This window comes from Martinezella sp. CNPSo 3795 (genome assembly GCF_057784475.1).
In genome coordinates, this window is the sequence record NZ_JBXSOQ010000008.1 from 195617 (window position 1) to 216853 (window position 21237).

Consider the following 21237-nt stretch of genomic DNA (forward strand, 5'->3'; position numbering starts at 1 on the left):
GCCTGCTTGCAGTTCAGGCCGTTTCTTATGCTCTTCGAGTTTTCGGATCAATCGTCAAAGCTGGCGAATAATGTCGCGAAGCTGCTCGTTGCGCGCGCCGAGGAGAAGAACATTGCGGATGGCGATCTGCGGATCGTGGGTATGGAACAGCACGCCGTTGCCTCTGACGTCGCGATTGATCGTCAGCTTCTTGTCTTCCGCTTGCCTGTCCGGATGGATGGCGACGGCGAAATACATCCGCGAATATTTGAGGCTGATGTCCTCGAAGAAATTCTCTTCCTGGCCGATGCGGGCAAAGAAATTGGCGATATAGAAAGCCCAGTTCACGTCCTCATAATGCGCGAACTGCGTCCGCGCCGCGGTGACGTGACAATAGCCGAGATGCGGCGTGTCCTTCAGCGTGTGGTGAAAGATGAGCTTCGGAAAGCGAATGGACTTGTGGAAGCTGTTGAGCCGGTCATGGGTCTTTTCGCCGGCATCCCTGAGCTTCTGTGCCGTGCGCACAGCCACCTGCTCATGGGTAAGATATTCCCGCTCTTCCGCCAGCCAATGTGGCCTGTTGCGGTTGATGCGGCCGGTGCGCAGGAATTCGCTGTAGCCCGTCGTCGATACCGGTGGCGCCGGTTCGGGCTCGGCGGGCTTCCCAGCGTCGAAATATCTGAGTTTGGCCATGCCGGATCTCGCTATAAAACTCTTCGCGACATGATGGACTATGGAGCTTGAGCCGAGCTTGATCGCGCGCTGGACCGAAGGCCCCCGATGGCGGCTCTGCGGCGCTCTCCGCCGCGCAACTAGTCTTCCGATTATCGGCCGTTTGCGGACCTGTCGCAATCAGGATAAAGCGTCATTGGTCGAACGCACATGCGATGCTCGCAGCATCTCCAATGCAAGCGCCCAAGCGATTGAATTGCCAGTCAATATTCTCACGGCACGCAACCGTCCCGGCGTCCCGTTTCGCCTGTCGTCAATTTCGGAGCCGATGTCGCATTGCAGCGCAGCGGCTGGCGGAGCCGGGAGCTATGATGCCATCAATCTCAAGGTGCCGTCCGCTAGGGAGACGGAGAATTGGGAAGCCGGTCAAAATCCGGCGCTGCCCCCGCAACGGTGGTGGAGTGAGGCATGGCGGATAAAGCCACTGGGTCGATCGACCTGGGAAGGTGCCATGGGGCTCTGGAAACAGGGCCGCTCCAGAGCCCGGAAACCAGCCTTGGGCACATAGGTTTACTGACCGCGGCGGGTGGTCGGGACATTGCTTTTGGCCGCTCCCAATCGGCCGTGCATGTCCTTTGCCCGCCTCCTGGTACTGCTAAGGATAGGCAAATGGACATCGGCAGCAAAGTTCTGCGGCAACTGAAGAACCACCGGACGGGTTTCAGTCTGGAGCAACCCTTCTACACCGATCCGGATTACTTCATGCTCGACATGGAGACGATCTACTATCGCGATTGGCTCTTCATCGGCCATGATTGCGAAGTGCCGCGTGCGGGCAATTACTTCACCGTCCAGATCGGCGATTATCCCGTCGTCATCGTCCGCGGCCGCGATCAGGTCATCCGCGCCTTCCACAATAGCTGTCGCCATCGCGGCTCACGCGTCTGCACGACGGAGCGCGGCTCCTCGGCAAAGCTCGTCTGCCCCTATCACCAGTGGACCTACGAACTTGACGGCTCGCTGCTCTTTGCCCGCCAGATGGCGGAGGATTTCGACAAGAGCCAGTATTCGCTGAAGCCGGTTCACTGCGAAAGCGTCGGCGGCTACATCTTCATCTGCCTCGCGCAGAACGCTCCCGATTTTGCCCCGGTTCGCGCGACGATCGAGCCCTACATGGCGCCGCACCGCATCAGCGAAGCCAAGGTCGCCTTCCAGAGCACCATTATCGAAAAGGGCAATTGGAAGCTCGTCTGGGAAAACAACCGCGAATGCTACCATTGCGCGGCCAATCACCCGGAACTTTGCCGCACCTTCCCGGAGGCTCCGACCGTCACCGGCGTGCAGGGCGCGATGAACGACCCCGTTATCGCTGAACACTGGCAGCGCTGCGAAGCTGCCGGCCTGCCGAGCGAGTTCAAGATCTCGCCGGATGGACAGTTCCGCGCCGCCCGCATGCCGCTGATCGAAGGGGCCGAGAGCTACACCATGTCCGGCCAGAATGCCGTCAGGCGGCCGCTTTCATCTGACGTGACGATCAACGGCATCGGCACCATGCTGCTGTTCCACTACCCGACGACGTGGAACCACATGCTCGGCGACCACGCGATTTCCTTCCGTGTCCTGCCGATCAGCGCCGAGGAAACCGCCGTCACCACGAAGTGGCTCGTCCATAAGGATGCCGTCGAAGGTGTCGACTACAATCTGGAAGAGCTGACCCACGTCTGGACCGAAACCAACGATCAGGACCGCCGCATCGTCGAGGAAAACGCCTTCGGCATCCGCTCGCCGGCCTATGAGCCCGGTCCCTATTCGGAGGTCCATGAAGGGGGAGTCATGCAGTTCGTCGAATGGTACACGACGTTCATGATCAACCGGCTGCAGGGCGACCAGGCCAAGCTGTCTGCGGTTGCCTGAGTATGAACATGACCGTCTCCTACCCGCATCGACACCTCGACCAGATGCAGCCCTGGAACGACAGGCAGCATGTGCTCGAATGCCTCTCGGTCACGCCCGAAGCGCCCGACGTGATGACCTTCACGTTCCGCTCGGACAAGGACAACTGGTTCCGCTATCTGCCGGGACAGTTCGTGACGCTGGAGCTGCCGACGGCTCCGGAGCCGGTCATGCGCACCTATACGCTGTCGTCGACGCCGTCGCGGCCCTTCTCGGTCGCCGTGACGGTGAAGGCGCAGAAGGACAGCATCGGCACGCGCTGGATGTTCGAGAACCTGAAGCCCGGCATGCGCATCAAGGCTTTCGGCCCGCTCGGCGATTTCAGCCATATCCGCCATCCCGGCGAGAAATATCTCTTCGTCTCGGCCGGCTCCGGGATCACGCCGATGATGTCGATGACGCGGTATATGTCCGATATCGCACCATTGTCTGATATTACCTTTGTCAACTGTTCGCGCAGCCCGACGGATATCATCTTCCGCTCCGAACTCGAATATCTCGCCCGCTTCATGCCGAGCCTCAACCTCGGCTTCATCGTCGAGGGCTGCGGCCGCACCGATCTCTGGTCGGGTTTGAAGGGCCGCATCGACAAGGCGAAGATCGGTCTGCTGGCGCCGGATTTCATGGACCGGACGATCTTCTGCTGCGGCCCGGAAGTCTTCATGGACGCCGTGCGCTCCATGCTCGAAGCCCATGGCTTCGACATGTCGCGCTACCATCAGGAAAGCTTCCAGCCGGCCAATGCGGCGACACCGCTCGCAGAAGTTTCCGATGATGCATCGGGCGAGGCGGCGACCACGATCCGTTTCACCATGGCGGGCAAGGATGTGGCCTGCGCAGCGGGACAAACCGTGCTTCAGGCGGCCCGTGGCGCCGGCGTGCGCATCGGTGCCGCCTGCGAATCCGGTCTTTGCGGGACATGCCGGGTCATGAAGCTCTCCGGCGAAGTCGAGATGAGCCACAATGGCGGCATCCTCGATGACGAGATCGACGAGGGCTATATCCTCGCCTGCTGTTCGCGTCCGAAGACGGATGTGCAGATCGAGGCGTAGAGCATTTCCAGGTGCGCAGCGGTTTTCCGTCCGGAATGCGTAAACAAACAAGAAGATAGAGCGTTTTCGCGATTTGAGGAAAAGCGAAGATACTCTAGAAATCCTGGTAATTCAGCTCGTTGATCTCGCCCGGCTTCGATTGCGGGGTCGAGGCAGTGACGACTGGGTCGACGTCGGCCATGAGCGAAACGAGCGTCTGCCGCGGCCCGCTGCACATCTGCGCGAGCGCGATCGTCACGTCCGGCGCGGGCAGGGGTTTGGCCGGCAGGAGATCACCTTGCGGCCAGATCTTGGCAAGCTGAATCTTCGTCATCGGCACGACATTGACGTCGATATCGGTGAGCGTGCCCGGCACGCGATAGGGGCAGCTTTTCTCCGAGCAATTGTCTGAAGAAGCGAACTGCCAGATGGCATAATTGTCCCAGTTGCCGAGTGGAAAAGTGCCTTTGACATCAGGCTTGTAGCGCGCATACCACAAGGGCAGCCGCGACAGCAGCGGATAGGTGCCGCGATGGTCGGCTATGTATCTGGCCGTGTTGTGATTGACGTAGAGAATGGGGTAGCGCCCCGTCCTGACCTTGATGTGGGCGACGTAGATCTGCGCGTCATCCAGCGACATGAACTGCGTCGCGTCCATGCCGTCGATATCGAGCACCATCAATTCATCGGGCTGGGGATTGGCGTAGTCGAGAAAATGATTGGCCTGATCGATCGGATTGCCCGGGCGCCCCAGATGATAGGCGCCCCATAACAGGCCATTCGTCTTTGCCAGCATGCGGCGGGTTTGAAACAGTTCCCGGCTGACCGCGTATTTTCGCCACATCGTCCTGCAATGGGCCACCGTATCGCCGCCATGATCGCCTGTGCAACTGAAGCTTTCAGGAAGTCCGTCGGACGCCTTGGAGATGAAGCCGGCTATCCGTTTGTCCTGCAGAAACGCGTTCCAGTCGATGGTGTTCAGCTCGTAAGCATCGACAATCAGGGCGTTTTTTGGATCGCCCCAGGGCTGGCTTTCGCCGGCCGACGGCTTGGAGACCGGCCCCATCAGGGCCAGGATCGTCAGCAAGCTGTAAATGAGGAGGTTACTCTTTCGGTATCCTTTCATGAAATAATAGTAAGGATTGCTGGTTAATCTTGGGTTAAGAAAGCAATCACTATAAGTTCATCGTGGAGCCCCTCGTAACTCCTTAAATCGGTAGGGATTTGAGGAACTAAATAACGCGCTGCCGCGTTTCTTGCCGTCTATTCGGATATGCGACGAAGCAGGCGGCGAAACCTTGCTCGGGAAGCATTCCCGACATGAAACGCTACAGGCTTGAGTATCAGGTCGAACCAGGGAATGGAGATGAAAATGCTTGGTTTCCGTGCAAAAATCGCGACAGTCGCCTTAACGGCTGCCGTCGCCATGACGAGCTTCACACCGTCTTTTGCCATGCAGATGCCGGCCGCACCGATCGTAAAACAGTCCGCACCCACCCAGGCCGCGCCTGGTAATGTCGAAAAGGTGCAGTGGCGCCATGGCGGCTACTACCGCCGCGGCTGGTATGGCGGCTATCGTGGTTATCGAGGGTATCGTCATGGCTATCGCTATCATGACGGCTATTGGTTCCCGCTGGCTGCCTTCGGCGCAGGCGCGCTGATCGGCGGCGCGATCGCCAGCCAGCCGCGTTACTATGAGCCGGCTCCGGCTCCGTCCGCGGGTATCAACCCGCGCCATGTCGCCTGGTGCGAGTCACGCTATCGCTCCTATCGCGCCTACGACAATACCTTCCAGCCGAATTCCGGCCCGCGCCGTCAGTGCTATTCGCCGTATTTCTAAGCAGCGTTTCCAGAACGACCAATGCCAGCCGTCCGGTTTTTCGCCGGGCGGCTTTTTGCATAATTCGACGTCAGAGAATATTGACCCGCTTGAGTAGCCACCATGCCAGCAGCATGGAGGCGATGATGAAGCCAACCGCATATCCGGTGCCACTTGCACCGCTCGCCAGCGGCAACCCTGATGTGTTCATCCCGAAGAATCCGGTCACCAGCGTCGGCGGCAGCAGAAACGCGGTCATGATCGACAGGATGTAGAGATGCCGATTGATCTCGGAGGCAAGCTTCGAATCGATCTCTTCGTGCAGCAGCCTCGCCCGTTCCTGCAGTGCATAGACGTCGTGCTCGACCGCTTCGAGGCGTCCCGTCAGCCGGCCGGCGACATCCTCGAAGCCGAGCGGCATTTCCTCGTCGTCGGAGGCAGCGGCGTGGCGCATCAACGAGAGAACGGTCCGCAGATGGCGATGCAGGCGCACGATCGTCCTGCGGATGGGCGGCAGCTTGGCACGCTCGTCGCGCGACGTATTGCCGTGGACGAAATCCTCGATGCCATTCAGCTCTTCGCTGATTTCGATGACGACGGAGATCAGGGTTCGTTGGAACTCGACGACGATCAGCTCGAAAATATCAACGGGATTGGAAAATCGTGCGGCGTTTTTTTCGATCAGCACCCGGGTCCGGTCCAGGCTGCGCAGCGGCTGCAGCCGGGTTGTTATCAGCAGGCGATCGGTCAGTGCGAAATGCAGCCAGCCGATGTCGTGGGTGTTGTGGGCAAAGTCGCGCTGGAAGTCGACCAATGTGCCGAAAAGCATCTGCTCGTCGACCGTAATCGTTGCATGTGTCTCATGCGTGGTCAGCGCTATGCGGGCGGCTTCGTTCAGCCCCGGCGCATCCTCGAGGAAGGCCGGCACCCGGGCATCCACGAGATTGAGATGCAGCCAGAGAAAGCCGTCGTCGCCGAACAGCCTCGAACGATCGGTATCGTCAGGTAGGCGCTCCGGCTTGGTTTCGCCGGGACGGAGACGGTATGCCCAGATAAAGCCTGGTATGGTGTTGGCTGACGTGAGCGTGTTCATGGGGGCATCATTCGCATTGTCTGAACAGTTGCCTTAGTCTTCGTTCATGACGATTGTTTATGCAAGTCGCTGCTTTGGCGGAATAATCGCGGATATAGGCGGCGATGTCACGGCCGCTCGGCACGCGTAAGACACATGTCACGTTCGGGTTCGCGAGATGATGGAAATCGATGCTTCCTGCAATTTGAGAAAATTGACGTTTACGTAAAAATAAATTAGCTATAACCACAAATGGCCAATGGTCCGGATGAGGCGGGCCATCGCCAGTATCGATCCGGAGGAAATCATCATGTACAAGGCGCCTGTCGAAGAAATCGCGTTCACCCTGAAACATGTCGCTGGCATGGAGCGCGCCATGGAAGAGGGCGTTCTCGGCGATCTCAGCACCGATCTTGTCGATGCCATCCTGTCGGAAGCCGGGCGTTTCGCCGGCGAGGAGGTGGAGCCGCTTGCCGAGAATGGCGACAAGCAAGGCGCAAGGCTGGCGGATGGCAAGGTGGTTCTTCCCGATGGCTGGGAGAAGCTCTACCGCGACTGGATCGCTGGCGGTTGGAATGGCCTGACCGCGCCCGAGGAGTTCGGTGGGCAGGGTCTGCCGCACATGCTGAACATCGCGACGCTGGAAATGTGGAATTCCGCCTCGATGGCCTTCGGCCTCGCGCCGACGCTGACCATGGGAGCGGTCGAAGCGCTGCGGGCTCACGGCAGCGAAGACCTCAAGAAGACATATCTGGCAAAGCTCGTCTCGGGCGAGTGGACGGGGACCATGAATCTGACGGAGCCGCACGCGGGTTCCGATGTCGGTGCTCTGCGCTCCCGCGCCGAACGCCGCGATGACGGCACCTATCGCATCTTCGGCCAGAAGATTTTCATCACCTGGGGCGATCACGAAGCGACCGAGAACATCATCCATCTCGTTCTCGCCCGCCTTCCGGATGCGCCGGCCGGCACGCGCGGTATTTCGCTGTTTCTCGTGCCGAAATTCCTTGTGAATGAGGATGGTTCGCTCGGCGCCCGCAACGATCTTTTCGTGCATTCGCTGGAACATAAGCTCGGCATCCATGGTTCACCGACCTGCACGATGATCTATGGCGATGGCAAATATGGTGCGGAAAAGGGCGCCGTCGGCTGGCTGGTGGGCGAGGAGAACAAGGGCCTCGCCTGCATGTTCACGATGATGAACAATGCCAGATTGGCTGTCGGCATTCAGGGCGTGGCGATTGCCGAAGCGGCCACCCAGAAGGCCATCGCCTATAGCCGGGAGCGCACCCAGGGCCGCGCGCCGGGCACGGCCGTACCAGGCATGAGCCCCATCATCGAACATCCCGATGTCGCGCGTATGCTGCTGACGATGAAAGCCCTGACGCAGGGCTCGCGCGCGATCTGCTACGCCTGTGCACAGGCGATCGATATGTCGCATCGCGATCCCGAGAAGGCGAAATATTGGCAGGAGCGTGCAGCATTGCTGACGCCGATCGCCAAATCCTTTTCCACCGATGCCGGCGTCGATGCCGCATCGCTTGGCATACAGGTTCATGGCGGCATGGGCTTCATCGAGGAGACGGGGGCAGCACGCCTGCTGCGCGATGCGCGCATCGCACCGATCTACGAGGGCACCAACGGCATCCAGGCGATCGATCTGGTGACGCGCAAGCTGACAATCGGCAATGGCGATCATGTGCGCGGCGTCATTGCCGAACTGCGTGAGATTGCCGATAGTGTCGCGAAATCCAATCTCGAAGGCTTCGGTGAAACGGCGCCGCGGCTGCAGGCGGCCATTGCCGATCTCGAAAAGACGAGCGAATGGCTCCTGTCGAAACAGGCAGAAGGCGCCGTTGCTGAAGCTCTGGCGGGCGCCACGCCTTACCAGCGGCTTTTCGGCCTGGTGCTGACCGGCTCGTATCTGGCCAAGGGTGGCCTTGCCGATGCAGGCGACGGCGAAGGCGCCAAGCGCATCGCACTCTGCCGGTTCGCTGCCGAAAATCTTCTGGCCGAGACCGCCGCTCTCTCTGATCGGGTCATCGCCGGCGCATCCAGCCTCGAAGCCGCCCGCGCTGCACTAGCCTAAGGAAAAAGCCATGACCGACCACATCCTGATCGAACGCCCCGAGACTGCGCCGCAGGTCCAGATCATCCGCTTCAACCGGCCGGAAAAGAAGAATGCCATCACGCGCGCCATGTATCAGACCATGACCGATGCGCTCAAGGCAGCGGAAGCTGCGCCGGATATCCGCGTCCACGTCTTCCTCGGCACCGAAGGCTGTTTTTCCGCCGGCAATGACCTAGCCGATTTCCTCGCCTTCGCCATGAGCGGTAATATGGGGCGTGAAGTCATCGATTTCCTCGTCGCGCTGGCGAGTACAAAGAAGCCCGTCGTCTCCGGCGTCGATGGTCTGGCGATCGGCATCGGCACGACGATCCATCTGCATTGCGATCTGACGATTGCTTCCGATCGCAGTCTGTTCAAGACGCCGTTCGTCGATCTCGCCCTCGTTCCCGAGGCGGCGTCGAGCCTGATCGCACCGCGTATCATGGGCCACCAGCGCGCCTTCGCCCTGCTTGCGCTTGGCGAAGGCTTTTCCGCTGCCGAAGCGAAGGAGGCGGGCCTGATCTGGAAGATGGCATCACCGGAAACGGTGGAGACCGAAACGCTGTCGCTGGCTGCAAAACTCGCCGCCAAGCCGCCCGAGGCTCTGCGGATTGCGCGTGACTTGATGCGAGGCCCAACCGATGCCGTCCTCGACCGCATCCAGGATGAAGCCGAACATTTCGCCGCCCAGCTGAAAAGCGCCGAGGCCCGCGCGGCTTTCGAAGCCTTCATGAAGCGGTGAAGCTCACCCGCCCTCGCAGGGCTATCGCATATGAGCGGAGATCGCCGCTGTCCCCCTTCTCCCCAGCGGGGAGAAGGTGCCGCCAGGCGGATGAGGGGGTGCCCGCCAAGACCACAAAAATCCATGAATTCAAATCGATAACCCCCTCATCCGACCCTTCGGGCCACCTTCTCCCCAAGGGGAGAAGGAGTTTATGGTGCTCATCCGCCTCCATATGCGATAGCCCTGCCCGCCCTCGTGCTTCGAGACGGCCCTTCGGGCCTCCTCAGCATGAAGGCTAATCTCTGGCGCATCTCGATCGTGAGCGACTCCGCCCTCATGGTGAGGTGCGAAGCCCAGAGGGCGTAGCCTCGAACCACGAGGGCCGACCACCAAACTTCTGGCGAAGAGAGCTACTTCTCCAGCGCCGCAACGACTTCGACATGCGAGGTCCACAGGAACTGGTCGATCGGCGTCACCCGCGTAATGCGGTAGCCGCCCTCGACCAGGATAGCGAGATCGCGGGCGAGGGTCAGCGGATTGCAGGAGACGGCAACGATCTTCTTGACCTGGGAGCGCGCCAGTTCCTTGCTCTGGAATTCCGCGCCGGCGCGCGGCGGGTCGAAGACAACGGCATCGTAGACCTTCAATTCCTGCGCCATCAAGGGCCGGCGGAAAAGATCGCGGCGTTCCACGATGACTGGCTTCAGTCCCTGCGTGTTGCGGGCGGCATGATCCAAAGCGGCAAGCGGCTTGGCCTCACCTTCGACCGCATGCACCCGCCCGATCCGCGCCAGGCGAAGCGAGAATGTGCCGCTGCCGGCGAAGAGATCGGCGATACGCTTGGCCTTGCCGACGTGGATTGCAACCAGCTCCGCCATGGCGTCCTCGGCCTGCTTGGTCGCCTGTGTGAAGGCACCGGGCGGCGGCGCAACCTGAACGCCGCCGAAATCGATCATCGGCTTTACCGGCTCCACTAGGATCTCGCCGTTTAGCGAGACGCGGGCGATGCCGCGAAGCGACAGCACCGTTTCGATCGTGCTACGGCGCTGCTTGTCCGAAAGAGACTTGATGCCGTCGACGGCAAGGTCGAGGCCCGTCTGCGTCTCCAATACGGAGATGCGGAAGGCTTCGGCATTGATGGCGATTGCCGCTGCAATCGTCTTGATGGCGGGCAGCCTGGCCATGATGCCGGCCGAGGCGATGGGACATTCCTCTATGGCGACGATGTGGTGGCTTTCGGCCTGATTGAAGCCGATCAGCATATCCTTTTCAGTCTTGCGCGCGGCGAAGACGACCCTGCGGCGCTCGCCCGGATGCGCGGCGACGATATCGTCCACTTCGGGCGTGAGGCCCTTGGAGCGCAGGGCATCGACCACGAGCTGACGCTTGAAGGCGCGATAGGGCGCATCGGCATAATGTTGCAGGGTGCAGCCGCCGCAGGCGCCGTTGACGCCATGTGGGCCGAAATGCCGACAGTGCGGCTCCTGGCGATCCGGTGAGGCCGTCGTAATCGACATCAACGTGCCTTGGCTTTTCACCCGCGCGATGGCGACGTTTTCGCCCGGTAGGGTGAAGGGCACGTAGATCGGGCCATCGGTGCCCTGCGCGATGCCGTCGCCCTGGGCGCCGAGCTTTTGAATGGTAATGGTTTCGGTGCTCATGGCTTGATCCCTGCGAGAAGAAACTCCTGATTGCCGTCGCCGCCTGCGATCGGCGAGGCGATGAGGCCGAGGCTTTGCCAACCCATGTCTTCGGTGAACCAGCGCTCGAGTTCGGCGGCCACAGCCGGAGCGGAGGAGGGGTCTTTCAAAAGCCCGGCCTTGCCGATCGCATCGCGGCCCGCCTCGAATTGCGGTTTTACGAGCAACGCCGCCCGCGCGCCGGGTTCGGCGAGCGCGAGCGCCGGCGCGAGAGCCAGCTTCAGCGAAATGAAGGAGACATCGGAAACGACGAAGGAGAAAGGTTCGCCGATATCTTCCGCCGTCAGCTTGCGCGCGTTCAGCCCCTCGATATTGGTCACGCGTGGATCGTCCGCTATGCGCGGGTGCATCTGGTCGTGGCCGACATCGATTGCCGTGACATGGGTAGCGCCGCGCTGAAGCAGCACTTCGGTAAAGCCGCCTGTCGATGCGCCAACATCGAGGCAATGCTGTCCGCGCGGATCGAGACCGAAATGATCGAGCGCCGCCACCAGCTTCAAGGCCGCGCGGGAAACATAATCCTGCGCCGGATCGTCGATGCTGATCTTGGCATTTTCGGAAAAAAGTGCTCCCGGCTTCGTCACGATCTTGCCGTTCACGGTGACCGTACCGCGCTGGACCGCATCGCGAGCGCGCGAGCGGCTGGCGAAGAGCGAAAGGGTGACAAGAAGCTGATCGAGGCGTTGCGGTTCGGACATGGGCTGTCCTTGCCGGGCAATGCATTATGTTGCAAGCCTTTTATGCTGTAATCGGCGTTGACGTCGGATAGCGGCCAGCCATAATCGCCGCGATCAATGGGCGAGGGGCATCATGTGGAAGATTGGTGGCTATGCTGCGCTGATGGCGATGTCAGCGGCTCCGGCTATGGCAAACGACACGATGGCCGAGCTGAAGACGGGCGGTCTCGCCTATGTCCGCACCGGCGATATCAGCATGGATCAGGAAAAGTTGTTCATTTCGCCAGAACAGGTCCGTGTCGATTACGTCTTTGAAAACACGTCCGACAAGGACGTCGAAAGCGTCGTCGCCTTTCCGATGCCCGATATCAAGGGCGACATCGACAGCATGGTTGATGCCGGAAATGTCGATTCCGACAATTTCCTCGGCTTCACCGTCACACAGGACGGCAAGGCCATCACGCCGATCCTGCAGCAGCGCGTATCGGTTGCCGGAGTCGACATGACCGACGAACTGAAGGCTCACGGCGTGCCGCTGCTGCCGCTCAGCAAGGCGGCGACGGATGCTGTCGCTAAATTGCCCGTCGATGTGCTCGAGGATTGGACAGCCCGCGGACTGATCGCCGATGATGAATACGACGCCGACGGCCAGGGCATGAAACATCATCCGACGCCGATGTGGACGCTGCACACGACCTATTGGTGGCGCACCAAGTTTCCGGCCAAGGCCAGGATCGGCGTGGAGCATCGCTACAAGCCGAGCGTCGGCGGAACCGTCGCCATCACCTTTGCCGGCGACGAAGATTACCAGAAGCAGCAGCTGCAGAACTATCGCGCCAAATATTGCCTCGATGAGGCCTTTTTGAAGACGGCCGTCAAGCTTGCCACAGCGGCCGACAAGGGTGGTCGCGGCTATACCGAAAGCTGGATCTCCTATGTGCTGACGACAGGTGCCAACTGGTCCGGCCCGATCAAGCATTTCGAGCTGACAGTCGATAAGGGCAGTCCCGAGAACTACATCAGCTTTTGCGGTACGAATGTGAAGAAGATCGGCGCGACGACGTTCCAGATGACAGCGCAGGATTTTTACCCGGAGCACGATCTGGAAATCCTGATCCTGGCCGCGGCGGCGGTGAACTAGCGCTAAGCTGAGCAGTCCGCGCAAATTAAATAAATTTAAAGCCGAAACCTCTACTCATGCCGAGGATTGCGGTGATCCGCTTCCAGATCACCGCCTGCCATGAAGGCTTCACGCGTCTGCGTCCCAATCATGCCCTCCCTGAATTCTTCGAGCATCGGCCGTACTCCCTCCCAATGACGGCCGGACGATGCTCGCTAGGACCGGCGCTCAGGAGGCGCTCGCTCATGTTTGCGAAAAAACTCTCTTTGAATGGCAAGCTTGCCATTACATTTACGGCCCTGATCGCCATTTTTGCTTGTGTTTCCGCTTTCGTCTATGCAAAGCAGGACGTCTCGGCCGGAGCCGCCGACGAGCAGGCAAAATCGCAGCAGCTCGTCAGCCTGATCGACGACTCCCTGCAGTCGATGCTGGAACAGGCTGTCAATCTGCGCGGTTTTCTGCTTCTGCGCAGCGAAAGCACCTACGGCGATATCTTCAACAATCGCGAGCGGATGCTGAAGAGCATCGCAGCCGCCAAGGAGGCGGCCGCCGATTCTCCGGATCTGCTGCAGGCGATCGACAACATGCAGAAAGCTGCTGATCTCTATTTCCATCAGCTCGCGGAGCCACAGGCCAAGGCGCGCAAGGAAACCGAGATGCCGCTCGATCAGATCGTCAAGATCGGCCAGAACGAAACCAAGGGTCAGCTTGACGGCTTCCGTGAAGCTGCCGCCAAGATCAAGCAGGCTGCCCGCTCCAAGGCAAGCAGCCTCGCAGCCATGCAGGATGATGCCAATGGCGATCTTCGCCTGACCCTCATTCTTGGCAGTATCTTCGCCTCGCTAGCCGCCGCTGTGCTTGCCTGGCTGCTCTCGCGCATTATCGTGCGCCCGATCGTCGGCATGACGGCGGCCATGGGCCGTCTGGCAAACGGCGAGCACGATATCGAAGTCCCGGCTGTCGGCCGCGGCGACGAAATCGGCCGTATGGCGGATGCCGTCCTCGTCTTCAAGGAGGCCGGCATCGAGAAGCTGCGTCTTGCCGGCGAGACCGAGCGCATGCGTGACGATGCCGAACGTCAGCGCCTGATGAATGACGAGCAGAAGGCGCGTGAAGAAGGCGAAATCCGCTTCGCCATGGAAGCGCTCGCCGGCGGCCTCTCGGCTCTATCGTCGGGTAATGTCGCAACCCGCCTTCACAACAGCTTTGCACCGCAATTCGACAGCGTTCGCGCTGATTTCAATAATGCAGTCGAGAAGCTGGAGGCCGCCCTGCAGTCTGTCGGCTCCAATGCCCGCGCCATCAATGCAGGTGCTGACGAAATCCGTGCGGCCGCCGATGATCTGGCGCATCGCACCGAGCAGCAGGCTGCCGCTGTCGAGGAGACTGCCGCAGCACTGGAACAGGTCACGACGACCGTTCGTGACTCTGCCAAGCGCGCCGAGGATGTTGGCCATCTCGTCGAACGCGCCCGCCTCGGTGCGGAGCGATCGGGCGAAGTGGTTCGCAAAGCCGTCGCGGCCATGCAGCAGATTGAAAGATCCTCGGGCGAGATCAGCAACATCATCAGCGTCATCGACGACATCGCGTTCCAGACCAATCTTCTGGCGCTGAATGCCGGCGTCGAGGCAGCACGTGCCGGAGATGCCGGCAAGGGCTTTGCCGTCGTCGCCCAGGAAGTGCGCGAGCTTGCACAGCGTTCGGCTAATGCCGCCAAGGAAATCAAGTCGCTCATCACGACATCGAGCGATCAGGTCAATACGGGTGTGTCGCTGGTCGGCGAGACCGGCAAGGCGCTGGAATTGATCGTATCCGAAGTGCAAGAGATCAACCGCCATGTCGGCGCGATCGTGACGGCGACCCGCGAGCAGTCGACCGGCCTGCAGGAGATCAACACGGCCGTCAACAATATGGACCAGGGCACCCAGAAGAATGCCGCGATGGTCGAGGAGCAGACGGCGGCAAGCCATGCGCTCGCCCGCGAAGCAGCTGCACTCAACGAGCTGCTGCAGCAATTCCGTCTCGGCAATTCCGTGCAGGCTGCACCTGCTCGGGTAATGCCCGCCCGGCCCATATCGGCAACGCCGGCACGGCCAGTCGCGGCAACGGCGCATTCGAAGCCGGCCATGTCTCCGGCCCGCGCTCTCGGGCGTACGGTCGCCAAGGCCTTTGCCGGTAAGGCAACGGCTTCCGCCGCCGCACCCCAGGACGATTGGGAAGAATTCTGATTAAGCAACCCTCCCTTTGATGGCAGAGCTATCGCCCGTATGCGATAGCCCAGCCCACAAGGGGAGGTAAAGCTATCCAGCAGCTTCGACGATGCGGCCGTGGCCGAGCGTGCGGAAGACCGTTTGCACGATGCCGGCACGGTCGAGACCGGCCCGGGCATTCATGGCTTCAGGCTTTGCCTGTTCCATCCAGATATCGGGCATGACGAGCGAACGGATTTTCAGGCCGTTGTCCAGCAGGCCCTCATTGGCAAGGAACTGCATGACCTGGCTGCCGAAGCCGCCGACCGAACCTTCCTCGATGGTGATCAGCATCTCGTGATGGGCGGCAAGCTGGCGGATGAGGTCGTGATCGAGCGGCTTGGCGAAGCGCGCGTCCGCAACTGTCGTCGAAAGACCGGCGGCATCGAGATCCTCGGCGGCTGCAAGACTATCGGCGAGACGCGTGCCGAAGGAGAGTAGGGCGACCTTCGTGCCCTGCTTGATGACGCGACCCTTGCCGATTTCGAGGATCTGGCCGCGTTCCGGCAGATCGACGCCGACGCCTTCACCGCGCGGATAGCGGAAGGAGATCGGACCCAGATCATAGGCGGCAGCGGTGCGCACCATGTGCTTCAGCTCCGCCTCGTCTGCCGCGGCCATGACGACGAAGCCCGGCAGAGTCGCGAGGAAAGCGGTGTCGAAGGAGCCCGCATGCGTCGGGCCATCGGCACCGACGAAGCCGGCGCGGTCGATCGGGAAACGGACCGGCAGCCCTTGAATGGCCACATCATGCACCACCTGGTCATAGGCGCGCTGCAGGAAGGTGGAATAAAGGGCGGCGAAGGGCTTATAACCTTCTGCAGCGAGGCCGGCGGCGAAAGTCACGGCATGCTGCTCGGCAATTCCGACATCGAAACAGCGCTTCGGGAAGAACTCCTGCAGCTTGTCGAGGCCGGTGCCGTTCGGCATGGCGGCGGTGATACCGACGATTTTGTCGTCGAGCGTCGCTTCCTGCACCAAAGCGTCCGCAAACACGCTTGTGTAGCTCGGCGCATTCGGCTTCACTTTCGTCTGAGCGCCGGTGATGACGTCGAACTTGTTGACGCCATGATATTTGTCGGCAGCCGCTTCGGCTGGGGGATAGCCCTTGCCCTTCTGCGTCACGACATGGATCAGCACCGGTCCCTGTGCATTGTCGCGCACATTGCGCAGCACGGGCAGCAGATGTTCGAAGGAATGGCCGTCGATCGGACCGATATGGTAGAAGCCCATCTCCTCGAACATGGTGCCGCCGGTTACATAGCCCCGTGCGTGTTCGACTGCCCGCGTGATGGCGCGGTCGACCTTCTTGCCGAGATAAGCGGTCAGTTTCTTTCCAAAATCCCGGAAGCCCATATAGGTGCGGCCGGAGGCGAGGCGGGCGAGATAGGCGCTCATCGCTCCCGTCGGCGGGGCAATCGACATGTCATTGTCGTTGAGAATGACGATCAGCCGGGCATCGAGCGCGCCGGCATTGTTCAGCGCCTCATAAGCCATGCCGGCTGACATGGCACCGTCGCCGATGACGGCGATCACCCGGCGGTCGCTGTTTTCGAGCTCGGCGGCAACAGCCATGCCGAGGCCGGCGGAAATGGAAGTCGAGGAATGCGCTGCGCCGAAAGGATCGTACTCGCTTTCGGCCCGGCGCGTGAAGCCGGAAAGACCGTTTTCCTGGCGCAGCGTGCGAATGCGGTCGCGACGCCCAGTCAGGATCTTGTGCGGATAACACTGATGCCCGACATCGAAGATCAAACGATCGTTCGGCGTATCGAAGACGCTGTGGATGGCAATGGTCAATTCGACCACGCCGAGGCCGGCACCAAGATGTCCGCCGGTGCGCGATACCGCGTCGATCATCTCGTCGCGGACTTCGCGGGCGAGCTGCGGCAGTTCCCGGTCCTCCAGCTTTCGCAGGTCGGAGGGATATTGGACCCGGTCGAGCAGGGGCGTCTCTGGCATTTGTGTCAAGGCTGATGCCTCTTTCTTGCTATTCTTGGGCGGTTGTCCGCCTTTACGTCAAAACAGATTGCGACAAAAGGCGCCGAATTCAAGGTGCTCCCGAACAAGAAACATGTGGGAGTGTTATGAACCCGTTAGCCCTCCGGCAGGGGAATGAACTCTTCCTCGTCGCCCGGCACGATATCGAAGCGGCCCGTGCGCCATTCTTCTTTGGCTTTTTCGATACGCTCCTTCGAGGACGAGACGAAATTCCACCAGATATAGCGCTTCGAATTAAGCGCTGCACCGCCAAAAAGCATGAGATGACAGCCTTTTTCGCCGGCCCCCAGCGTTATCGCGTCACCGGGGCGGAAGACGAGAAGCTGATCCTGTTCGAAACGGTCGCCGGCGACGACGAGCGAACCAGAGAGAATATAGACCGCGCGCTCTTCATGGGCTGCTCCGAAAGGAAACGTCGTGTTCGGCTGCAGCTGAAGATCGACATAGAGAGTGTCCGAGAAGGATTTCACCGGCGATTCCAGGCCCTCGAAATTACCGATCACCACGCGCCCGCTCACGCCGCCATCGGCGATGACAGGCAGCTCGTCCTTTTCCGTGTGGGTGAAGGAGGGATCGATCTCCTCCTTGTCGTCGGGCAGCGCCAGCCATGTCTGCAGGCCGGACATGGAAAATGGATGGTCGCGCAGGTTCTCCGGCGTGCGCTCGGAATGCACGATGCCGCGCCCGGCCGTCATCAGGTTGATGTCGCCGGGACGGATCACCTTGGCCGTGCCGAGGCTGTCCATATGGCGGATCTCGCCGTCGAAGAGGTAGGTGACGGTGGAAAGGCCAATATGCGGATGTGGGCGCACATCGAGCGCTTGGCCCGGCCGCAAAATGGCTGGCCCCATGCGGTCGAAGAAGATGAACGGTCCCACCAGCCGGCGCCGGCTGCTCGGAAGCGCGCGCCGCACGGAGAAGCCGCCGAGGTCGCTGGTGCGCGGGATAATCAGATTCTCGATCGCATCGCAGGCGAAGGCGTCACCCGCCTGCGGATCGTTTCCTGGGAAGAAGGACATGAAGGCTCTCCTTTCGGTTGGGGCTCAACCTAGCGAGAAAGGTTGGGAAACTCAAATTCCGCTGTCCAGGCGTTTATAAGGATTGTTTCAAAGGGTTGTTTAACATTGCGCGCTATGTGAACAGCGGGGTAATTTTGGAGACGAATAAGCATGGACATGCGCGGAAGCAAAGTACTGTTTGCCTTTCTCTTGGGAGGAATGCTGGCCGCATGCACCACGACGGGTGACCGGCCTGAGCAGCAGTTTGCTAAAAAAGCTGCCGATCCGACGGCAATTGAACCTGCGGTTGCTGCGTTTCGAGATATTTGCTTTGCTTCTAGCGCGCCCTATACGCAGGCTCGGGCGGCTGCAGCCCGCTATGGGGTTAAGTCGTTTCAAACCAAGCAAGGTTCGAGTTTGATTTCTGGCAAGTATACATATTTCGAGGGGGCAACGGACGATCGATCGCTGATTGTTATCATCAATCCAGACGGACTATGTGATACGAAGTATCGCCGTCATCCAGGGATGGCAGACGATGAGACGATCGAACGCCAATTCGCAGACGTCATCAAAACAAAATATCCGGATGCGTTCAAAATTGGCGATAGAGGCAGAGAGTATCACGTATCCATAAACGGAAAGCGGACCAGCTTCGGGTTTTCGCTCAACCACGATGGTTACATACAGTTCATGTCGCCTTGACGAAATCGTTCATCCGCATCAAAGCGCCTGCGCGAGACTCATGGCGATTCCGGTAGGCGCGTGCAGCCGCCCGCTTCACGCGCCATCCAGCGCTTCCGTGCCCTGCGGCTTGCCGGCGCGATCGAGTCTGATCTTCTCGATGCGGTTTTCCGCAGCCGAGAGCAGAGCCTCGCAATGCTTCTTCAGTGCTTCGCCGCGCTCGTAGATGGCGATAGATTCATCCAGCGCCACATCGCCGCGTTCGAGCCGGGCAACGATGCTTTCCAGCTCCGCCACGGCCTTCTCGAAGGAATAGCCTGATACATCTGCCTTGGCGTTCTCGCTCATCGTCAACCTTTCATCATGCGTAGAATATGCATCCCCGCCGACTCGGCGAGACCTTCCAGATCATAGCCGCCTTCGAGCAGGCTGACGACCCGGTTCTTGGCGCTGCGGTCGGCAACCTCGAGCAGTCGCCCCGTCGCCCAGTCGAAATCCTCGCCCGTCAAGTTCAGCTGCGCCAGGGGATCGCGGTGATGGGCATCGAAGCCCGCCGAGATGATGATGAGGTCGGGCCGGAAGTCGGTGAGCGCCGGCAGCACGCGGGACTTGAAGGCCTCGCGGAAATGATCGCCGCCAGTATTGGGCGAAAGCGGCGCATTGACGATGGTGTTGTGCGCGCCGCGTTCGTCCTTCTTGCCCGTGCCGGGATAGAGCGGCATCTGGTGGGTGGAACAGAAGAGCACGGACGGATCGTCCCAAAAAATGTCCTGCGTGCCATTGCCGTGATGCACGTCCCAGTCGACGATGGCGACGCGCTCGGCACCATGAGCCTTTTGCGCATGGCGGGCGGCGATCGCGGCATTGTTGAAGAAGCAGAAACCCATGGCCTTGGTCTTCTCGGCATGGTGGCCGGGCGGCCGGGCCGCGACGAAGACATTGTCGGCCGCACCGGAGAAGACGTCGTCGACCGCCGCCATGGCGCCGCCGACGCCATGCATGATCGCCTGCAGCGTCTTCGGGCTGGCATAGGTATCCGCCTCGATCTGGTTGATCTCGCCCTCGTCACCTCTGTCCGGCATCGAACGCAGCACGAAATCCAGATGCTCCTCGGGATGCGCAAGCAGGATCGCATCCTCATGCGCGGGCGGCGCCTTTCGCCGGTCCAGCCTCTCGAAATTTGGATGCTCCAGCGCAATGTTCAGCGAGCGAAGCCGGTCCGGTCGCTCCGGATGGCCAGGAGGAACGATGTGTTCAAGAAAGATCGGATGTTCGTAAAGACGTGTGCTCATGGGGCCAATCTATAAACGAGGTATGACGCCTATTACAGGACATGGACAATGTCACTACAATGTCAACAATCCATCTTAACCACTTTGAAGTGGCGCCGTTTACTTATCGAGGCGCGGTGTTAAGCTTTCATTAAGGTCAGTACGGCGTCGGCCAGGGTTGTTGCGTGATGGCGAGAGTAGAACGATCCGATGTCATCGAGGTAAGGGTGCCGCCGCGTGATGTCGACCGGCACGGCCAGATGTTTATCGCCTCCTACATCTCGCAAGCCGAGACCGCACTCTCCAACTTTTGGCGCACGCGGCCGCTGGTCGACGACGAGCCTCTCTATATCGCCAAGAAGGCATCGTGCTCGCTGCACCGCGCCCTGCACTATGACGACCTTGCCCGTTACTCGATCAGCGTCAACAAGATTGGCGGCAAGTCGATCGGTTTCGTTGTCGCGGTTGAAACTGGCAACGAATTGGCAGCGGAGGTGGAAATCCTCTGGCTCGCGGTGCGTGGCGATGAGCATGACCCGGTGCCACTGCCGGAAGACACGCGCGACTGGCTCTACAAATATCTGGCTTAGTCTCGATTTAGCTCCGCTGCGGCAGAAGCGGATAGCCGACCATGACAGCGCGGCCGACCAGGGCTGCGACGACGGCCTTGATGACATCGCCCGGCACGAAGCCCAGGGACCCGATAAACGCCTTGCTGAAACCGATATTGATGGCGAGCCAGGCAATGCCGAACGCGTACAGCACCACCACCCCACCGATAACAGCAGCGATGAAGAAGCCGACACCTTGAACCAGGCCGCTCTGTTCCGGCTTCACCAATCGTTCCGAGAGATAGCCGGTGATGAAGGCAGCGAAGATCCAGCCGACGAAGAAGCCGGCTGTCGGGCCGGCAAAGACGGCAAGGCCGCCGCGGCCGCCGGAAAGGACCGGCAGGCCGATCGAAACAAGCACCACTACCAGCAGCACCGCGATCGTCCCGCGCTTGGCGCCGAGGACGACGCCGGCGAGCATGACGCCGAGCGACTGGGCGGTGATCGGAACCGGAATGATGCCGATGGGGATCGGCGGCAACAGGCCGAGCGCCACGATGATGGCGGCAAACAGCGCCGAGAGGACGAGATCGCGGGTGTTCATGGCGGCTCCTTCCGAAAAAGACCTA

General features: G+C 60.5%; 19 protein-coding genes and 1 riboswitch. Of the genes, 9 read left to right on the forward strand and 10 right to left on the reverse strand.

The window, feature by feature from the left end:
- Positions 1–54 precede the first annotated feature (54 nt).
- On the reverse strand, positions 55–672 hold the full coding sequence (locus tag AC13QY_RS21925; RefSeq protein ID WP_113353881.1) for a DUF6656 family protein: 618 nt from the start codon (positions 670–672) through the stop codon (positions 55–57).
- Positions 673–1020: 348 nt separating this feature from the next.
- A riboswitch (cobalamin riboswitch) is annotated at positions 1021–1224 on the forward strand.
- Positions 1225–1320: 96 nt separating this feature from the next.
- On the opposite strand from AC13QY_RS21925, the gene AC13QY_RS21930 reads away from it, so the two are divergent.
- Positions 1321–2565 (forward strand): aromatic ring-hydroxylating oxygenase subunit alpha, encoded by a 1245-nt coding sequence (locus tag AC13QY_RS21930; RefSeq protein WP_113353882.1) that lies wholly within the window; start codon positions 1321–1323, stop codon positions 2563–2565.
- Between the two features lie 2 nt (positions 2566–2567).
- The gene (locus AC13QY_RS21935) at positions 2568–3656 is read left to right on the forward strand and encodes an FAD-binding oxidoreductase (protein ID WP_113353883.1); all 1089 of its coding nucleotides are present in this window, start codon (positions 2568–2570) and stop codon (positions 3654–3656) included.
- Between the two features lie 94 nt (positions 3657–3750).
- On the opposite strand, the gene AC13QY_RS21940 is transcribed toward AC13QY_RS21935, so the two are convergent.
- Positions 3751–4701 carry a glycoside hydrolase family 25 protein gene (locus AC13QY_RS21940; RefSeq protein WP_233788610.1) on the reverse strand — a complete coding sequence of 317 codons (951 nt, stop codon included), beginning with the start codon at positions 4699–4701 and terminating at the stop codon, positions 3751–3753.
- Between the two features lie 306 nt (positions 4702–5007).
- On the opposite strand from AC13QY_RS21940, the gene AC13QY_RS21945 reads away from it, so the two are divergent.
- A complete protein-coding gene (locus AC13QY_RS21945) occupies positions 5008–5475 on the forward strand; it encodes a BA14K family protein (RefSeq protein WP_113354077.1) in 468 nt (155 codons plus the stop codon).
- A gap of 70 nt (positions 5476–5545) precedes the next feature.
- Here the strand turns inward: AC13QY_RS21945 and AC13QY_RS21950 are convergent, their stop codons facing one another.
- Positions 5546–6547, reverse strand: coding sequence for a transporter (locus tag AC13QY_RS21950; protein WP_113330486.1), 1002 nt, complete (start codon positions 6545–6547; stop codon positions 5546–5548).
- Positions 6548–6836: 289 nt separating this feature from the next.
- On the opposite strand from AC13QY_RS21950, the gene AC13QY_RS21955 reads away from it, so the two are divergent.
- Positions 6837–8615 carry an acyl-CoA dehydrogenase family protein gene (locus AC13QY_RS21955; protein ID WP_488493926.1) on the forward strand — a complete coding sequence of 593 codons (1779 nt, stop codon included), beginning with the start codon at positions 6837–6839 and terminating at the stop codon, positions 8613–8615.
- Positions 8616–8625: 10 nt separating this feature from the next.
- Entirely contained in the window at positions 8626–9378 is a 753-nt protein-coding gene (locus tag AC13QY_RS21960) for a crotonase/enoyl-CoA hydratase family protein (protein WP_488493927.1), read from the forward strand.
- A 392-nt stretch (positions 9379–9770) separates the two neighbouring features.
- Here the strand turns inward: AC13QY_RS21960 and AC13QY_RS21965 are convergent, their stop codons facing one another.
- Entirely contained in the window at positions 9771–11021 is a 1251-nt protein-coding gene (locus AC13QY_RS21965) for a class I SAM-dependent RNA methyltransferase (protein ID WP_152093618.1), read from the reverse strand.
- A complete protein-coding gene (locus AC13QY_RS21970; RefSeq protein ID WP_269244411.1) occupies positions 11018–11758 on the reverse strand; it encodes a TlyA family RNA methyltransferase in 741 nt (246 codons plus the stop codon). Before AC13QY_RS21970 ends, AC13QY_RS21965 begins: the two co-directional genes overlap by 4 nt.
- A gap of 112 nt (positions 11759–11870) precedes the next feature.
- On the opposite strand from AC13QY_RS21970, the gene AC13QY_RS21975 reads away from it, so the two are divergent.
- Together AC13QY_RS21975 and AC13QY_RS21980 are read left to right on the forward strand one after the other, a co-directional pair.
- On the forward strand, positions 11871–12878 hold the full coding sequence (locus AC13QY_RS21975; protein WP_488493928.1) for a DUF4424 domain-containing protein: 1008 nt from the start codon (positions 11871–11873) through the stop codon (positions 12876–12878).
- 224 nt (positions 12879–13102) lie between these two features.
- Entirely contained in the window at positions 13103–15085 is a 1983-nt protein-coding gene (locus tag AC13QY_RS21980) for a methyl-accepting chemotaxis protein (RefSeq protein ID WP_152093615.1), read from the forward strand.
- Between the two features lie 72 nt (positions 15086–15157).
- On the opposite strand, the gene dxs is transcribed toward AC13QY_RS21980, so the two are convergent.
- Positions 15158–17074: a 1-deoxy-D-xylulose-5-phosphate synthase gene (gene dxs, locus AC13QY_RS21985; protein ID WP_113353892.1), complete on the reverse strand. Its 1917-nt coding sequence runs from the start codon at positions 17072–17074 to the stop codon at positions 15158–15160.
- Positions 17075–17199: 125 nt separating this feature from the next.
- Positions 17200–18123, reverse strand: a complete 924-nt coding sequence (locus tag AC13QY_RS21990; RefSeq protein ID WP_152095963.1) for a pirin family protein — start codon at positions 18121–18123, stop codon at positions 17200–17202.
- Positions 18124–18273: 150 nt separating this feature from the next.
- Between AC13QY_RS21990 and AC13QY_RS21995 the strand changes: the two genes are divergently transcribed.
- Entirely contained in the window at positions 18274–18807 is a 534-nt protein-coding gene (locus AC13QY_RS21995) for a hypothetical protein (RefSeq protein ID WP_113353893.1), read from the forward strand.
- Positions 18808–18882: 75 nt separating this feature from the next.
- Here the strand turns inward: AC13QY_RS21995 and AC13QY_RS22000 are convergent, their stop codons facing one another.
- Together AC13QY_RS22000 and AC13QY_RS22005 are read right to left on the reverse strand one after the other, a co-directional pair.
- On the reverse strand, positions 18883–19134 hold the full coding sequence (locus AC13QY_RS22000) for an exodeoxyribonuclease VII small subunit (RefSeq protein WP_069613731.1): 252 nt from the start codon (positions 19132–19134) through the stop codon (positions 18883–18885).
- A 2-nt stretch (positions 19135–19136) separates the two neighbouring features.
- Positions 19137–20078, reverse strand: a complete 942-nt coding sequence (locus tag AC13QY_RS22005) for a histone deacetylase family protein (RefSeq protein ID WP_113353895.1) — start codon at positions 20076–20078, stop codon at positions 19137–19139.
- A 167-nt stretch (positions 20079–20245) separates the two neighbouring features.
- Between AC13QY_RS22005 and AC13QY_RS22010 the strand changes: the two genes are divergently transcribed.
- Positions 20246–20647, forward strand: coding sequence for an acyl-CoA thioesterase (locus AC13QY_RS22010; protein ID WP_113353896.1), 402 nt, complete (start codon positions 20246–20248; stop codon positions 20645–20647).
- 7 nt (positions 20648–20654) lie between these two features.
- Here the strand turns inward: AC13QY_RS22010 and AC13QY_RS22015 are convergent, their stop codons facing one another.
- Entirely contained in the window at positions 20655–21212 is a 558-nt protein-coding gene (locus AC13QY_RS22015; RefSeq protein ID WP_069613734.1) for a biotin transporter BioY, read from the reverse strand.
- Positions 21213–21237 lie beyond the last annotated feature (25 nt).

Bases quoted from the DNA above. Each gene is read 5' to 3' on its own strand.
- AC13QY_RS21925 (WP_113353881.1), bottom strand. From the start codon at position 672: ATGGCCAAACTCAGATATTTCGACGCTGGGAAGCCCGCCGAGCCCGAA.
- AC13QY_RS21930 (WP_113353882.1), top strand. From the start codon at position 1,321: ATGGACATCGGCAGCAAAGTTCTGCGGCAACTGAAGAACCACCGGACG.
- AC13QY_RS21935 (WP_113353883.1), top strand. From the start codon at position 2,568: ATGAACATGACCGTCTCCTACCCGCATCGACACCTCGACCAGATGCAG.
- AC13QY_RS21940 (WP_233788610.1), bottom strand. From the start codon at position 4,701: ATGGGGCCGGTCTCCAAGCCGTCGGCCGGCGAAAGCCAGCCCTGGGGC.
- AC13QY_RS21945 (WP_113354077.1), top strand. From the start codon at position 5,008: ATGCTTGGTTTCCGTGCAAAAATCGCGACAGTCGCCTTAACGGCTGCC.
- AC13QY_RS21950 (WP_113330486.1), bottom strand. From the start codon at position 6,547: ATGAACACGCTCACGTCAGCCAACACCATACCAGGCTTTATCTGGGCA.
- AC13QY_RS21955 (WP_488493926.1), top strand. From the start codon at position 6,837: ATGTACAAGGCGCCTGTCGAAGAAATCGCGTTCACCCTGAAACATGTC.
- AC13QY_RS21960 (WP_488493927.1), top strand. From the start codon at position 8,626: ATGACCGACCACATCCTGATCGAACGCCCCGAGACTGCGCCGCAGGTC.
- AC13QY_RS21965 (WP_152093618.1), bottom strand. From the start codon at position 11,021: ATGAGCACCGAAACCATTACCATTCAAAAGCTCGGCGCCCAGGGCGAC.
- AC13QY_RS21970 (WP_269244411.1), bottom strand. From the start codon at position 11,758: ATGTCCGAACCGCAACGCCTCGATCAGCTTCTTGTCACCCTTTCGCTC.
- AC13QY_RS21975 (WP_488493928.1), top strand. From the start codon at position 11,871: ATGTGGAAGATTGGTGGCTATGCTGCGCTGATGGCGATGTCAGCGGCT.
- AC13QY_RS21980 (WP_152093615.1), top strand. From the start codon at position 13,103: ATGTTTGCGAAAAAACTCTCTTTGAATGGCAAGCTTGCCATTACATTT.
- AC13QY_RS21990 (WP_152095963.1), bottom strand. From the start codon at position 18,123: ATGTCCTTCTTCCCAGGAAACGATCCGCAGGCGGGTGACGCCTTCGCC.
- AC13QY_RS21995 (WP_113353893.1), top strand. From the start codon at position 18,274: ATGGACATGCGCGGAAGCAAAGTACTGTTTGCCTTTCTCTTGGGAGGA.
- AC13QY_RS22000 (WP_069613731.1), bottom strand. From the start codon at position 19,134: ATGAGCGAGAACGCCAAGGCAGATGTATCAGGCTATTCCTTCGAGAAG.
- AC13QY_RS22005 (WP_113353895.1), bottom strand. From the start codon at position 20,078: ATGAGCACACGTCTTTACGAACATCCGATCTTTCTTGAACACATCGTT.
- AC13QY_RS22010 (WP_113353896.1), top strand. From the start codon at position 20,246: ATGGCGAGAGTAGAACGATCCGATGTCATCGAGGTAAGGGTGCCGCCG.
- AC13QY_RS22015 (WP_069613734.1), bottom strand. From the start codon at position 21,212: ATGAACACCCGCGATCTCGTCCTCTCGGCGCTGTTTGCCGCCATCATC.